General features: G+C 61.7%; 12 protein-coding genes. 7 read left to right on the forward strand and 5 right to left on the reverse strand.

Features of this window, described 5'->3' with window-relative positions; all coding sequences use genetic code 11:
* Positions 1–96 precede the first annotated feature (96 nt).
* Positions 97–1065, forward strand: coding sequence for a 2-hydroxyacid dehydrogenase (locus K5E40_RS22420; protein WP_221732663.1), 969 nt, complete (start codon positions 97–99; stop codon positions 1063–1065).
* Here the strand turns inward: K5E40_RS22420 and tssA are convergent.
* The 5 genes from tssA to K5E40_RS22445 are packed head-to-tail and all read right to left on the reverse strand — an operon-like array spanning position 1062 to position 8569.
* Positions 1062–2144, reverse strand: a complete 1083-nt coding sequence (gene tssA, locus K5E40_RS22425; RefSeq protein ID WP_221732664.1) for a type VI secretion system protein TssA — start codon at positions 2142–2144, stop codon at positions 1062–1064. The genes K5E40_RS22420 and tssA overlap by 4 nt on opposite strands.
* Positions 2141–5965, reverse strand: a complete 3825-nt coding sequence (locus tag K5E40_RS22430) for a type VI secretion protein IcmF/TssM N-terminal domain-containing protein (protein WP_221732665.1) — start codon at positions 5963–5965, stop codon at positions 2141–2143. Before K5E40_RS22430 ends, tssA begins: the two co-directional genes overlap by 4 nt.
* A complete protein-coding gene (locus K5E40_RS22435) occupies positions 5962–6726 on the reverse strand; it encodes a DotU/TssL family secretion system protein (protein ID WP_221732666.1) in 765 nt (254 codons plus the stop codon). The genes K5E40_RS22430 and K5E40_RS22435 overlap by 4 nt, the downstream gene beginning before the upstream one ends.
* Positions 6727–6744: 18 nt before the next feature.
* Complete coding sequence (tssK, locus tag K5E40_RS22440) at positions 6745–8076, reverse strand: type VI secretion system baseplate subunit TssK (protein ID WP_221732667.1); 1332 nt, start codon at positions 8074–8076, stop codon at positions 6745–6747.
* 46 nt (positions 8077–8122) lie between these two features.
* Positions 8123–8569 (reverse strand): type VI secretion protein, encoded by a 447-nt coding sequence (locus tag K5E40_RS22445; RefSeq protein ID WP_221732668.1) that lies wholly within the window; start codon positions 8567–8569, stop codon positions 8123–8125.
* Between the two features lie 228 nt (positions 8570–8797).
* On the opposite strand from K5E40_RS22445, the gene tssB reads away from it, so the two are divergent.
* From tssB to tssG, 6 genes are all read left to right on the forward strand, one after another.
* A complete protein-coding gene (tssB, locus tag K5E40_RS22450) occupies positions 8798–9340 on the forward strand; it encodes a type VI secretion system contractile sheath small subunit (protein WP_221732669.1) in 543 nt (180 codons plus the stop codon).
* A 30-nt stretch (positions 9341–9370) separates the two neighbouring features.
* Positions 9371–10852: a type VI secretion system contractile sheath large subunit gene (gene tssC, locus K5E40_RS22455; RefSeq protein ID WP_221732670.1), complete on the forward strand. Its 1482-nt coding sequence runs from the start codon at positions 9371–9373 to the stop codon at positions 10850–10852.
* Between the two features lie 73 nt (positions 10853–10925).
* Complete coding sequence (locus K5E40_RS22460) at positions 10926–11423, forward strand: Hcp family type VI secretion system effector (RefSeq protein ID WP_221732671.1); 498 nt, start codon at positions 10926–10928, stop codon at positions 11421–11423.
* A 15-nt stretch (positions 11424–11438) separates the two neighbouring features.
* Positions 11439–11882, forward strand: a complete 444-nt coding sequence (tssE, locus tag K5E40_RS22465) for a type VI secretion system baseplate subunit TssE (protein ID WP_221732672.1) — start codon at positions 11439–11441, stop codon at positions 11880–11882.
* Positions 11866–13659, forward strand: coding sequence for a type VI secretion system baseplate subunit TssF (tssF, locus tag K5E40_RS22470; RefSeq protein WP_221732673.1), 1794 nt, complete (start codon positions 11866–11868; stop codon positions 13657–13659). The genes tssE and tssF overlap by 17 nt, the downstream gene beginning before the upstream one ends.
* Entirely contained in the window at positions 13623–14648 is a 1026-nt protein-coding gene (gene tssG / locus K5E40_RS22475) for a type VI secretion system baseplate subunit TssG (RefSeq protein WP_221732674.1), read from the forward strand. Before tssF ends, tssG begins: the two co-directional genes overlap by 37 nt.

A 14648-nucleotide genomic window follows, 5' to 3' on the forward strand; every position in this document is an offset into this window, starting at 1 on the left:
CCATGCTTGAATGTCGACCATTGCCATGCTGCCTTGCTATCAGCACTCTGAAACTCATTTGATGCCCTCGACACCGACGATCACAGGAGCCGCGCAATGCCCGCATCCGTTCTGGTACTGGTTGAAACCATCAATGACTATTTGCCGATTCTTGAACATCAGGGCTTCCACCTGATTCTGGCGCCGACACCCGCCGAACGCGCTCAAGCAATCGCCACCCATGGCGGCCGCATCGACGCGGTGCTCACCCGTGGCCCCTTGGGCCTGACCGCCGACGAAATCGCCGCCCTGCCCGCGCTGAAAATCATCACGGTGATTGGTGCCGGTTACGAACACGTCGACTTGCAAGCCGCCAGTGATCGCGGGATCACTGTGACCAATGGCGCCGGGGTCAACGCCTCGTCGGTGGCTGACCACGCGATGGCCATGCTGCTGGCGTTGGTGCGCGACATTCCACGTTGCGATGCTGCCGTGCGTCGGGGTGAATGGCCGAAGATCATGCGTCCGTCGCTGGCCGGCAAACATTTGGGGATTCTCGGCTTAGGATCTGTGGGCATGGCGATTGCCAAACGCGCAGGCCTGGGCTTCGACATGCAGATCAGCTATCACAGCCGTCAGGTGCGCAGTGACGTGCCTTACGCGTTCTGCTCGACGCCGACCGAATTGGCTCGTGCGTCTGACTTTCTCATCGTCGCCACACCCGGCGGCATTGGCACTCAGCATCTGGTAACCCGCCCGGTGCTCGATGCGCTGGGGCCCAAAGGTTTCATCGTCAATATCGCGCGGGCGAGCGTAATCGCCACGGCGGACCTGATCACGGCCCTTGAACAACGCCGAATCGCCGGTGCCGCGCTGGATGTATTCGACCACGAACCACAGGTGCCGGAGGCGCTGAAAGCCCTCAGCAATGTGCTGCTCACGCCACACGTCGCCGGTCTGTCACCGGAAGCCACCCGAGGCACCGTCGAGTTGGTGGGCAAAAACCTCATGGCGTTCTTTTCAGGCCAACCGGTACTCACACCGATTCAACTGCCGTCGAGAACCAGCAATCTGCGCGTGCACTAAAGCACCCCGAGCAACGTCCATAAACGCCGTGACTCGGCATCTGCCGAGATCAACTCGCCAAGCAACTCGCTCAGCGGTTTATTGCCCCACTCCACTGCGCGCCGGATGAGATACGGCACCGGGCTATGGGGCTCGGTACGCGCCAGGTATTCGGCGATCAGCAGCAATTGGCGGTAGGCCTCATCGCGGCTGGCCGGTTCGCGAAACACCTGGGCCACGGGCGTTTCTTCAGTGGATGGCGCCACGGCGGCGGGTACGTCGGGCATTGGCGCGGGCGACGCCGGTTGTTGTGGGTGCATGGCCATAAACTCCTGAACCAGCGTCAGCAGCGCTTCAATGATGTCCTGCAACGGGCGTAACCCCGGGCCTTGATCGCCCAGATAAGCCTCGCTCCAGGCGTCGAGCCGTTGCAGGTGTTGCAGGCTCAGCAGCAGATTGCCTTGGGTGCGTAGCCAGAACGCCAGCGGCGTAACGCGGATCTGATCGTTGATTTTCTTCTGTTCATTGCGCGCGGTTTGCACCGAGGTCTTGGCATCCTTGCTGTCGTTGGCCTGCACCTGCTGAACCTGCAAACGCCGCCAGACTTCAAGGGTATAGGCCTCGAAGTCGCTGTTGCGACTGCCGAACAGTGGCACCCGGGTGAGCAACACCTCGCTGTATCGACGCACCAGCCATTCCAGCGGAATTACCCGCCATGACTGGTCGCCGTCCTCGGCTTGCGGGTGCAACTGCTCGGGAAAACGCTCACACAAACCGGCAATCAGCGCCAGGCTGTTGGGCAAACCATCCAGCGCCTGCAGGTGCAGCCACGCCTCGCCGAGCCAGGCGCTGAGCATCAGATCCTTGCTGCGCTCCAGCAACAATGCGGTCGTAAGCTTTTCGACTTGCGGCCAATTCGCCCGTTTCAGCGTCGACTGCCACACGCCGGTCGGCAGGCTGGCGTCGTCTTCGCGGCGCAGGTCGCGCAACTGGTCGAACTCGCGTTCATACCGCAGATCGACGCCGCACGGCGCTTCTGCGCTGATCGGCGCAAGCAACTGATCAATCAGATCCGGCAACGGGGTCGATGGCAGATTCACAATCCCTCCTTCTGCGATTCAATGGCGGCCGTCGTCGTGCCGGTGAACTGAAACGGTGAGTGCGGTGCGCGCGTGGGCAACGGTGCAATCGACAGCGGCAGTTTCGAGCCCTGACTCATCAACGACAGGCGCACGTACATCCGTGCGAATTCACTGGTAACGCTGTCGGGCGCCCCGGTCACCGGCAAACGCAGGGCCAGCGGGAAATCGGTGTAGTCCATGCTCGGCTGGCGCTGAACCGAGAAATGCGCACGCATCAGGCGCAGCAGCGACCACGGCCCGCCGTACTCCCAGCCTGCCTCCAGATCGCGCACCACCAGGTTCGGTTGCAGCGGATCATTGACCGGACGTTCCTTGCCGTTACGCGCCCAGCGCAGGGTCAGGCGAATAGGCTGGCCGACCCTCCAGCGCAGATTCGGCTCCTCGGCTGCCGGGTAGTTGATCTCCTGACGGCCGGCGAGCAGGCTCCAGGCAATCACCTTATCGGCGCCCTTTTCATCATCACGATCGGTACGCCAACGCACATCCAGTTCAACGCCGAGGATGCCGCTCTTGTCGCGCACGAACAGCGGCTTGAGCCAGACGCTCGCCTGCTTCAGGCGATTGAGAAAATCTTCCGCCGCCAGCCGTTCCGGTGCCTGGCTCAGGACGAGTCCGGCCTGCGCCACCGGCAAGCGTTTGTCGATAATGTCGAGGAAATACTGAACCCTTGCCGGGTCGGCATCCTGCGCTTGCACGCCATTGGCGAAGGGAAAGCGATCGGCCAGGTATTGATTGAAATAGTTGGCCAGTTCATTCCATGCCGCTGAGGCCTGTTGCTGTTGCAGGGACTGGCAACGCTGCATGGCGGACTGTTGCAGTTCCACGGCACGCATCGCCAGCGTGCTGCGTCCGGGAGCAACATTAGCGGTCTGCAATACTTGTTCGCACGAGGCGGTATCCATCTCGATGAAGTCGCGGCTGACCAATTGCTCGATCTGCGCCGGTGAGCTGGCCGGGTTCGAATCCTTGTACTTGAGCAAGTCGTCGTTGAGCGCGCTGAACTGCGTCACCCGCTCGTAATCCAGCGCCGACAGACTGCCCTGTTGAGTCATCAGCCATTGCAACGCCGAGGTGCGCCGTTCGGTGATGCCGAGCATGGTGTTGAACTGCTGCTTGAGGCTCAGCTTCAAGTCCTGCACATCACTGGCGCCGTACAGTTGCAGACCGAGGTTTTTCGAGCCGTCCCACTGGCTGACTTCAGTGCGCCCGCCAAACAGTGGCTGGTCGCTGATTTCATTCAGGCCACTGACGATCTGCGCCATCGCCCGGCGGTTCAGCCCGCCTTGCAAACGTGCCGCCAGATCACTGCGACGCAGTTCCACAAAGGCTTTTTGCAGGGCCATGGCCTGTTCGGCGCGCACGTTGAACACCGCGTACGATTGAGTTCGGTCGTCGTGATCCTTGAGGCCCAGCCACATCGCCTGGGCGGCGGCGTTTTCGGCGGCTTGCAACACCGCGCCGCGATAGGCCGGTGGGATCCGAGGCAGTTCTTCAGCCACGTAGCTTTTGTAACTGGCGAAATAGCTCAACGATAGATTGAAGTCATCGCCGTCCACGGTCTGGCCTTGCATGTCCACATTGTCTTGATTGGCGCGCAAGGCAACGGCCAGGAAATCGCGTTTGAATAGCGACTGCAGGGCGTTATCGAGTTTGATCACGTGTTCCTGCAGCGCCAGTTGTCCACTCCCTTGCTGCACCAGCAAGTTGTCCCGTGAACCTGCGCGGGCGATCCATTGGTCACGAAAACTCTGCTGCAATTTGCTGGCCTGGTTTTCCAGTTGTTGCTCCACGGTTGGCCCCAACAATGAACTCTTGTGCACCTTGTCGAGAAAAGCGCGATAGCCGGGCACCAGTTCCTGGCCCTTGCCGCGTCCCCACGCCGCGTTGGTCATGGAAATCGCCCCTTGCAGGCCATCAATCAGTGCGCGCAGTTCTTCCAGTTCACCGAGGCTGTTGCCGCTGCCGGCCTCCAGTTGTTCCAGGTGCAATTTGAGGTAACCGGCCTTGCTGACAAAGTTGTCGGCAAGGAAATACTGATTGAGCCAGAGCTCCATCAACCCGTTGAAGTTGCTCAGTATCAGCGGCTGCTCGACGCTCAAATCCAACGCCTGCAAATTGCCGCCATCACCCGCCGCCAACAACCGGTTGTAATACGCGGCATGGGGCAATGTCGCGGCATTGAGGTTCAGTGATAAAGCGCTGTTGCTCAGTTGCACCAGATCGTCGAGCGGTGCCCGCTGATTGTTCTGCACTTCGCCAAACAATTGGTTCTGCTGCTCCAGACGCAATGCCCGGTCCACCAGATCCGTGGCCTTTTGATAGTTTTTCCACTGCGCCGGGTCTTCACTTTCAATGCTGCTGCGCCGATCAGTGGCGCGGATCGTTTTGATTTTCGCCAGTTCAGCGACCAGCAGTTCATGCAGCGGCACGAGCATATGACCCTGGGCTGAGCGGAACAGCTCCTGCTCAAGCAGGGTGTCCAGGGATGAAAACCAAGAGGACGGAAATGCCAGCGAAACGTAGCGCCATTGCGGTGCTCGCTCCAGCACCCGCCAGAAACTCTGCACATTGCGCCGGGTCGGTTCAATCCGATGCGCCTCATCGGTGACCGCCACGTAACTCTTTTGCGCGCCCTGCATCAGCCGCGCCAGTTCGTGGGCATCCTTGACCGACTGGTGCCAGACCCACAGCATCGCCACCGCCCAGACGACTCCGACCACCAACGCCACCCCGGCTGTCAGCCGCTGCCAACGCTGACGCAAACGCAACAGACGCGGCACGCCTTGGGCCAGTCCGTGTTCGCCGACCAGACGCTGACGCCACAACTGGCGCACGAACACGCTCTGCTGCAAGCCGCTGTCATCCGCGCAAAAGCCGTCCTTGGCGTCCTCTGAAGCTTCATTGGCGGTGAAATACACACCGCGAAAACACGGCGCTTCGCCCTGCGCGTTGCCCTGAAAAACCGGTTCGAGCACGCTCTGAAGTCCACGGCGCAGCGTCTCCAGACGCTCCGGCAAGGCGTACAGGTCGGCGCTCAACTGCCCGGACAACGTGCCGATTTCAATCACTGCTTCAGCCACGGCGCGGTGGATTCGATCCAGCGCCTGATCACTCCACTGCCCTTGCCACACGGCATCGCGCGCGTAGGGCGACGACCAGCCCAAGGTGCGTTCACGGGCCTCCTCGGGCAAGGCGCTGATCAGTTCCTGAAACCCCGGCAACTCTTCCAGTCCCGTGACGATCACGTACACCGGCACGCTCAAACCAAAGCGTTGCAGCAGATCGATAAAGCGTCGGCGTGCGGCCAGACCAAGGCTGGCAGCCTGCTCAAGATTGCTCAGGTGGCTGACCGGCACTGTCCAGATCACGCCGTCCAGCGGCCGCTTGCTGCGCATGCGCAGGATCAACCCGAGCAGTCGCCACCAGCCACCGCGCTGCAAATGCATGCCGTCGTCCGGCAGAAACAACGCCTGCGGCACCACCAGCACAGCGCCTTCGGGGTCCGACCACCAGCGGCCAAACCACGCCGGTTTATCGGTCGGCTGCAATCGCCACTCGGTGACCAATTGCGTGCCTTGAGTTTCATCGCCGAGCATCAACATCCACGGCATCTGATAACGATCGTGACTGCCCTGCTCCTGCTCCATATGGCGCACGGACGCATAGAAACTGCGGATCGCCGCGCCGCTCTGGGTCCGTAGCCACCACACGGCCACGGCAACAATGACCAGCAACACCAGCAGCGCGACGACCCACGCGACAATCGTCAGGGTGCTCATGAGTTTTGCTCCGGTGCGGCCACTGAATCGGTCATTTGCAGCACCGGATCGAGCTCGGAACGAATGTCACGCCAGAGGAACTGGCCAAGTCCAGTCAGCAACAACACCATCGCGAGAATACCCAGCGCCAAACGAAAGCCGTCCGGCAGCGCGGTGCGCACGGGCAACTGCAACGGTGCAGCCAACGAAGGTTGCACCAGTCGCTGGCTGACATCGTCATACGTGGCTTCGTCCTGCCAGGCAAAGTTGAACAGGGCCAGCCGCCATTTCTCCCGTTGCGCCTGACTGTGCTCACCGCGCAGGCGTCCGTGGAAGCCGAGAATCAGGCACTGCAAGTACACGTTGGCCAGATCGCGGGTGGTCGGTTGTTGTTCATCGAGAAGGGTTTGAATGGCCGCCGGCACTTGCTCGCCCGCCTGACGGCTGGCGTACAACCGCGACTCCAGCGGTTTGTCCTGCCACGCCGCTTGCCCCGGCCAGGGCGTAAACAACAGGGTTTCATCGACCAGTGCAACGAACGCGTAAACCAGTGCCTTGACCTGATCCGTCGCCGAATCACCGACCCGCGAATACGCCGTGCGCCAGAGCCGTTGCGAAGCCTGCGTCGACAGCTCGACCACCGTCTCCACCAGCGCCGCTTCGTCGTCGCTGTCCTTGGGCAATTGCACCCAATCCTGTTGCCATTGCTGCCACGTCTGCCGGAACGCGCTGCTCAACGGTGCTTCCTGCAACCCCAGGCTTGCGGCACTTCCTTGCGACATACGGCGTTCCTTGTGTGATCAGGCACTTTCGCTGTTCTGGGCGACAAACAGCACCACTTGCCACGGACTGCTGGTCAGCTTCGCGGCGGGGGCGGCGATCACCAGCGGCAGTTGCGCGTCGAACCACGCGCCTTCGGCAGTGATGACAAACAGCCGCGTGTCCTCGCCCACGCTGTAGGCCACTTGCTCGCTGCGGTTCATCACTTGATGAGGCAGACCGCTCATGCGCTGGCGACTGAGCAGCGAGATGTGTGGTGCCGAGGCGATGATCGCGCCGCGCAACCAGTCAATCGCAGCTTGCTCGCTGGCGCCGTTTGGCATGCGCAAACCGATGACCAGACGCTGGCTCGGCTGCTCATCGGGCAACTGAATGGAAAAACTCTGCTCGCTGCGTTCGAACGGCAGGCTGCGATAGCCGGCGCGGATCAGTTCGAGGGTGCTTTCCAGCCACTGGAGCAGCGCGTCGTAACCGCGCTGCAATTCGAGAAAATCCAGCGGCGCAAACGCCGGCACGCCCGCCAGCGGATCAAGCGCCGACCATGCACCGGCCATTCCGAGCAGTTGCACATAGAGCCTTTGCGGCTGGGCAATGCGGCTGTTCAGCGAACCTTCGACTTCCGGCAAGCGTGCCCATAGCGCGGTCAACTGCCGACGGATTTCCAGCGCATCATCCTGATTGCCGGCCTGTTGCGCCTGACGCAAGCGCCCGCCCAGAAACAGACACTTCTCCCGAGCCCGCGCGCAGAGCCCGGCGATGCGTCGACCGAGCACAGATTCGGGCAAAAGGATCGGCGTTGGCGGCGTATAACCCAGCGCCAGGAAGCCTCCGCCCTCCTTGCGGATTTTCAGCAGCGGCAGGCAGATCGAGTCGGCTTTGTTCAGTTGTGTGCACAGGCGTGGATTGGGTCGCCACACCGTGATCGATTCAGGGAATTGGCCGCTGGTGAGATCCGGCAGCGCCTCGCCGACGACCGATTGCAAACGGCCCTTGAGCGGCAGCAATTGTCCGGCGCGCCACATCGGGCTGATCGCCAGGAACACAGTGACCGTGGCGTCGTCAGTGGCGTTGATCGCCGCGCTGACATCAAGCTCCAGCACTGGGCCCACACCCGCCTGCACATCCACCGGCAAGCCGTCGGGCATCGTCCCTTGCAGCGACACCACCCGCACCACGCCGGCGCTCAGTGCCGACGGGTCAAATTCCATGTGGCTGACGCCCCAGAACCACGGGTTACATGCGTGCGCCAGATGCGCGCCGAGTGCTTCGGCCCGCAGCCCCTGCAACTGAAAATGCTGCGGCAGCAATTGCATGCCTTCATGCCAGCAAACCGCGTCAGGTAGCAAACTCATACGACTCCCTTCGACCTCGCCGCGATCCGGCGGCGGACGGTGTGTTTCAGTTTTCCTGACTGACCAGGCTCATCTCGCGACTGTCGAACTTCAGCCACGCTTGACGCTGATCATCAAGGCGCAAGCGGTGCGCTCCGGGAGTGTTATAGCTGGCGAAGACCAAAAGTCCAGCCGCCTTCTTGCCCCCCAGCGGGAAGGGTTGGTGGTCGATAAATTGCCCCGGCACCAACTCCAGCCCCCACACACTCATCAACTGACGATAGTCGCGCTGGTACTGTTCGCGCTCGGCAAACCACTGACTGGCGCTGATACCGGACAGTTGTTTGAGCAGATCAGGGTCGTTGACGGCGATGAAATCCACGGCAATCGGCGTGTCGTCGTTGGCCTTGGGGGCTACGTCGAGGGTCAGGCTGTCGAGGTCCACCGTCGGCTCGAAGAAAGAACAGCCCGCCAGAAGCACCAACAAAAACGCTACAAAAAATCGTCCGCACAAAATGAATTTTCCTTTTCTCGGCCGTGTCCAAAAATGTTTTTGCTTGCATTTTTATAGACCTGTTCTAGCGTCTTGGGTAGTTCGGTTCCTACAGCCGAATCCAAGAAGGTTTGTCAAAGGAACGACAGCTCATCTGCCACCCTTTCTAACCTACGGTCCAGCAAGGGAAAGCGATGAACGGGCCACCCCGATGCATTGCGCCCGCTCATCGCATCGGAGTCCGCCGACATGGCAGAAAGTACTCAGCACAAGCTCGACCGGGTGCGCCCGCCCCGAGTGCAAATCACTTACGACGTCGAAATCGGCAACGCCATCGAGAAAAAGGAATTGCCATTGGTGGTCGGCATCCTCGCCGATCTCTCGGGCAAACCCCTTGAGCCATTGGCGAAACTGACCGAGCGGCGTTTTACCGAAATCGACCGCGACAACTTCAACGAAGTACTCGCCTCGATCGCCCCGCGCGCCACGTTGCAGGTCAACAACACCCTCAGCGGCGACGACAGCAAGCTGAACATCGAACTCAACTTCAAGCACATCGACGACTTCGACCCGGTCAAGGTAGTGGAGCAAGTCACGCCGCTGCGTCGCCTGTTCGAGGCCCGCCAACGTCTGCGTGACCTGTTGACCAAACTCGACGGCAACGATGACCTGGACAAGCTGTTGCGCGACGTCATCGCCAACACCGAAGGCTTGCAGGAAATCAAATCGGCCCGCCCAGACACCGCTACCCCGGCAACTGATGCCGAGGCGCCGGCCGAACCGCAAGCCTGATCGTCCACTTAACCGAGGGGAGAATTCGCCATGCCCGCCGCCGCCAAGAACCAAGCCAGCGACAGTACAACCGAGACACTTTCCCTGCTCGACCAGATCATTCTCGACGGCCGTATGGCCCACGATGACAGTCAGCAGGATTACGCCCGCGACATGCTCGCGGAATTCGCCACCCAGGTGCTCGACGAAGGCATGGCCATCGACAAGGACACCGTGGCGATGATCAACGACCGCATCAGCCAGATCGACGAGCTGATCAGCGCCCAGCTCAACGAGGTGCTGCACCATCCCGACCTGCAAAAACTCGAAGCCTCGTGGCGAGGCCTGCACATGCTGGTGCAGAACACCGAAACCAGCACCCGGCTGAAACTGCGCCTGCTCAACGTGACCCAGAAAGAGCTGCAGAACGACCTGGAAAAAGCCGTCGAGTTCGATCAGAGCGCCCTGTTCAAAAAGATCTACGAAGAGGAATACGGCACCTTCGGTGGCCATCCGTTCAGCCTGCTGGTCGGTGATTTCACCTTCGGCCGTCACCCCCAGGACATCGGCCTGCTGGAAAAACTGTCGAACGTCGCTGCCGCTGCGCACGCGCCATTCATTGCCGCCGCCAGCCCCCGGTTGTTCGACATGAACAGCTTCACCGAACTGGCGGTGCCGCGCGATCTGTCGAAAGTGTTCGAGAGCCAGGAGCTGATCAAGTGGCGCTCGTTCCGTGAGAGCGAAGATTCGCGCTACGTCTCGCTGGTGCTGCCGCACTTTCTCCTGCGCCTGCCTTATGGCCCGGATACCTCGCCCGTGGAAGGCATCAACTACGTCGAGGACGTCAACGGCACCGACCACAGCAAATACCTGTGGGGCAATGCCGCGTGGGCGTTGTCACAACGCATCACCGAAGCGTTCGCCAAATACGGCTGGTGCGCGGCGATTCGTGGCGCCGAGGGTGGCGGCGCAGTAGAAGGCTTGCCGGCGCACACGTTCCGCACCAGTTCGGGCGATCTGTCGCTCAAATGCCCGACTGAAGTGGCGATCACCGACCGCCGTGAAAAAGAGCTCAACGATCTCGGTTTCATTGCCCTGTGCCACAAGAAAAACAGCGACGTCGCCGTGTTCTTCGGCGGCCAGACCACCAACAAATCCAAGCTCTACAACACCAACGAGGCCAACGCCAACGCGCGCATCTCGGCGATGTTGCCGTACGTGCTCGCGGCCTCGCGTTTCGCCCATTATCTGAAGGTGATCATGCGCGACAAGGTCGGCAGTTTCATGACCCGCGATAACGTGCAGACCTACCTCAACAATTGGATCGCCGACTACGTGCTGATCAACGACAACGCGCCGCAGGAAATCAAGGCGCAGTACCCGTTGCGTGAAGCACGGGTGGACGTCACCGAAGTCGCCGGCAAACCGGGCGCCTATCGGGCCACGGTGTTTCTGCGGCCGCACTTTCAACTCGAAGAGTTGACCGCCTCGATCCGCCTGGTCGCCACCCTGCCGCCACCGGTAGCTGCCTGACCTGCGGCCCCCGCCGCCCGTGCGGCGGGGGCTGTCCTTTATCTAGCGCGACACCTTTCAGGAGTTTCAAGCGATGGATGCAATCATTCTCGACCTCGGCGGCGACATCAAAGGCGACAGCCTGCTCGAGGGTTACGCGGACAAGATCGAAGTCATGTCCTACAGCCACAACGTCGCGATGCAAGTCACCAATGACGTCAGTAACTCGGAGCGCACTTCCGGTAAACCTCACGTCGGCGAGTTCACCGTGACCAAATTCGTCGACACTTCGACGCCGTCCCTCAACGAATACTGCTGTGCCGGCAAGCCGATTCCAGAAGCCAAGATCACCATCGGCCGCAACGCCGCCGAAGGCAGCGGGCAACTCTTGCCGTTCATCATCTACACCCTGACCAACGTGGTGCTGTCGAACGTCAGCGTCAGCGGCGGTACCGGAGGCAAACCGGTGGAAACCGTTTCCCTGAACTTCACCAAGATCAAATGGGAACTCACCGCGCAGAAGGACGACGGCACCAAGGAAGGCACCGCCGCGTCGACGTGGGACATGGCCGCCAACAAGCTCGTCAGCTAACCCGGCGCCCCGGCCATGGCAGGCACCGGCATGCTTCCCCCGCTGTTCGAACGCCTCGCATCCAGCGAGGCTGAGGGCGCGCGGGAATTTGATCGCCAGGATTTGCTCGACTCGGTGCACGCCGAGCTCGGGCGCCTGTTCAACACCCGCCGTGGCCCGCGCACACTGACCACACCGCCGAGCGTGATCGACTACGGCATCGCCGACTGGAGCGCTCTGCAACAGCAGCGCAGCGACGACCGACGTCGACTGGCGCGAGACATTCGCGAAGCCATCACACATTTTGAACCGCGCCTGCGTCTGGGCGAGGTTCAGGTCAATCCGTTGCCCGAACACCCTCAGCAAATGAGCATTCGCCTGCTCGGCGAGTTACGCAGCGGCCACCAGCACTGGCCGGTGGCGTTTGTCATCGAGCCTGGCGGCCAAGGGCTGGAGGTGCGCCATGAGCGACTCGATTGACCCGCAACTGCTCGACTACTACCAACGCGAACTGACCTGGCTCAGGCATGCCGGCAGCCAGTTTGCCGAGCGCTATCCAAAAGTCGCACGGCGCTTGGAACTGTCCCCCGGCGAATGCCCGGACCCGCATGTCGAGCGATTACTGGAAGGTTTTGCGCTGCTGGCGGCGCGCCTGCAACGACGACTGGACGATGACTACGCCGAGTTCAGCGACGCGCTGCTCGAACAACTTTACCCGTTGGCCATGCGCCCGTTGCCGTCCTGCGCCATCGTGCAATTCGAACCGGATCCGAGCAAAGGCAACCTCGACGAAGGCTATCCCCTGCCCCGCGACACGCCGTTGTTCGTCACCACCAGCAAAGGTGAAAGCATCCACTTTCGCACCAGTGCTGCGGTGCATTTGTGGCCGGTTGAAGTCACAGAGGCCTTGTTGCTTGGCAGCGATGAAGCCCAAGCCCTAACGGGTGTGGCGCAGTCTCGCTCAGCGTTGCGCCTGAGTCTGCGCTGCCTGGGTGACAGCCAATGGGCGGAACTGGGCATTGAGCAGTTGCGTATTCATCTGGCGGCTTCGCCGGTGATCAACGCGGGGCTGTATGACTTGCTCGGCGCCCATGCCGTGCAGGTGCTGGCAGGGTCGCCGGGCAGCGTTCCGGTGACCGTTGAAGGCTTGCCGAAGATCGTCGGTTTCAGCGACGACGAAGTGCTGCTACCCGACGAAGACGGCGTTCATCCGGGCATGCGTCTGCTGGCCGAGTACTTTGCCTTCCCGGACAAATTCCACTTCTTCGATCTGCCACTCAGTGGCGTTTCCAGCGACAGTCAGACGCTGTATCTGTACATCGTTTTCGACCGTGCGCCCACCAGCCGCCTGCATTTGCAGGCCAGCGACATCGCCCTCGGTTGCGCCCCCGCCATCAACCTGTTCCCGCGCACCTCCGAGCCGCTGCGCCCCGATGGCACCCGCAGCGAATACCGCTTGATCGCCGACAGCCACCGCGAGAACAGCGTCGAAATCCACAGCATTCGCGGCATGCGTGCCAGCTCCAGTGCCGGCGTGCAGCGCCTGCCGGCGTATTACGGCAGTCAGCACAGCGGCGGTGATCAACAGCGTTACTGGCATGCCCGGCGAGTCAGCGGCATGACCCCGAACCGGCTCGGCAGTGACCTGCTGGTGTGCGTGGTCGACACCCGCTTCGAGCCGCAAACGGATCTGCCCGACTACAGCCTCACTGCCGAATTGCTCTGTACCAATCGTCATTTGGCTCAGAGCCTGGCCGCCGGCACACCGCTGGGCTTCGAACGCCCCGGCCCGGTCGCGTGGGCACGCCTGCGCAATCCGCCAAGCCCGCAGAGCACGCCGCGACTGGACGGTGATTCGCGCTGGCGGCTGGTGTCGCAACTGACCCTCAATCACTTGTCGCTGGTCGAAGGCCCGCAGGCACTCGACGCATTGAAAGAGATTCTGCATCTGCACAACCTGCGTGACGAAGCCAGCGCTTTGCGCCAGATCGAAGGGTTATTGAGCCTGAGTTGCGAGCGAGTGATCGGCCATGTCGGCGTCGATGCCTGGCGCGGTTGGCGCAATGGTCTGGAGGTGCAACTGCAGCTTGATCCGCAGCATTTTGTCGGCAGCAGCGCAGTGCTGTTTTCGGCAGTGCTCGCGCAGTTTTTCTCGGTGTACGCCACGGCCAATCGCTTTGTGCGCACGGTGTTGATGCAGGCCGACAAGGAGGTCAAGGCATGGCAACCCCAAGCCGGCATGCCCCTGTCGCTCTGACCCTGAGCCAACGACTGCGCCGCGATCCGCAAGCGTTCGAGTGGTTGCAGGCGCTGCTCTTGCTGGAGCGCGAACAACCACAGGCCGACACCCTCGGCAGCGGCACTTCGCCCCAAGCGGAGGCCTTGAAACTGCGAGGACCGTTGACGCCGTTGTTTCCCACCAGCCAGATCGGAAATCTGTGCGAAGAGCCCGGCGAACCGCTGACCCTCGACACGCCGATCTTCGGCCTCGGCGGCCCCGACGGCCCGCTGCCCTACGCCTATCAGGAATGGCTGCAACAACGCGCCCGGGCCAAGGATCATGCGCCGGCCGAATTCCTCGATCTGTTTCAGCATCGCCTGCTCAGCCTGCTGTACAAGGTGATGCGCAAACACCGGATCGCTCTCGGTTTTGTCACGCCGGGTGCTTCGCCGGTACAGGCGCAACTGCGCGCACTGACCGGTTTACTGCCCAAATCCTTGCAGGAACGCCAAGCGGTTCCCGACTGTGCGGTGTTGGCCTGTACGGCGTTGTTTGCCGATGGCCGCCGCTCACTGGCCGGGTTCGCCGCGATTGTCCGCGAGCAGTTTGAAGTGCCGGTCGAACTGAACGCTTATGAGGGTGCCTGGCGCGAGATTCCGCCCGCCAGCCGCAGCGTGATCAAACCCGGTGGACGCAATCTGCAACTGGGGCGCACGGCCGTGGCCGGCACTCGCGTCTGGGATGAACACGCTGGCATTCGCCTGACGCTGGGGCCGTTGCTGTCGGCGCAGGCCGGACGTTTCCTGCCGGACGGTGAGGCGCACCCGGCGCTGGCGAGCCTCGCCGCGTTGTACTTCGGGCCAGACCTGGATGTCACGCTGGTATTGCTGGTGCGCGGTGCCGGGCCGATGAAACTGGGGCGTCAGGCCCCGGCGCTGTTGAGTTGGAACGGTGGTTTGCAACGTCAGGCCAGCCTTGCAGTGCAACGCATCGAAACCCGCCTGCGTCAGCTGGAGATCACCTGA

The organism is Pseudomonas baetica (assembly GCF_019733355.1).
Taxonomy (GTDB): Bacteria; Pseudomonadota; Gammaproteobacteria; order Pseudomonadales; family Pseudomonadaceae; genus Aquipseudomonas; species Aquipseudomonas baetica_A.

Excerpts from the sequence above, each read along its gene's own strand:
- tssG (WP_221732674.1), top strand. The coding sequence starts at position 13,623 with ATGGCAACCCCAAGCCGGCATGCCCCTGTCGCTCTGACCCTGAGCCAA.
- K5E40_RS22420 (WP_221732663.1), top strand. The coding sequence starts at position 97 with ATGCCCGCATCCGTTCTGGTACTGGTTGAAACCATCAATGACTATTTG.
- tssF (WP_221732673.1), top strand. The coding sequence starts at position 11,866 with ATGAGCGACTCGATTGACCCGCAACTGCTCGACTACTACCAACGCGAA.
- tssK (WP_221732667.1), bottom strand. The coding sequence starts at position 8,076 with ATGAGTTTGCTACCTGACGCGGTTTGCTGGCATGAAGGCATGCAATTG.
- tssE (WP_221732672.1), top strand. The coding sequence starts at position 11,439 with ATGGCAGGCACCGGCATGCTTCCCCCGCTGTTCGAACGCCTCGCATCC.
- tssC (WP_221732670.1), top strand. The coding sequence starts at position 9,371 with ATGCCCGCCGCCGCCAAGAACCAAGCCAGCGACAGTACAACCGAGACA.
- K5E40_RS22430 (WP_221732665.1), bottom strand. The coding sequence starts at position 5,965 with ATGAGCACCCTGACGATTGTCGCGTGGGTCGTCGCGCTGCTGGTGTTG.
- tssB (WP_221732669.1), top strand. The coding sequence starts at position 8,798 with ATGGCAGAAAGTACTCAGCACAAGCTCGACCGGGTGCGCCCGCCCCGA.
- K5E40_RS22460 (WP_221732671.1), top strand. The coding sequence starts at position 10,926 with ATGGATGCAATCATTCTCGACCTCGGCGGCGACATCAAAGGCGACAGC.
- K5E40_RS22435 (WP_221732666.1), bottom strand. The coding sequence starts at position 6,726 with ATGTCGCAAGGAAGTGCCGCAAGCCTGGGGTTGCAGGAAGCACCGTTG.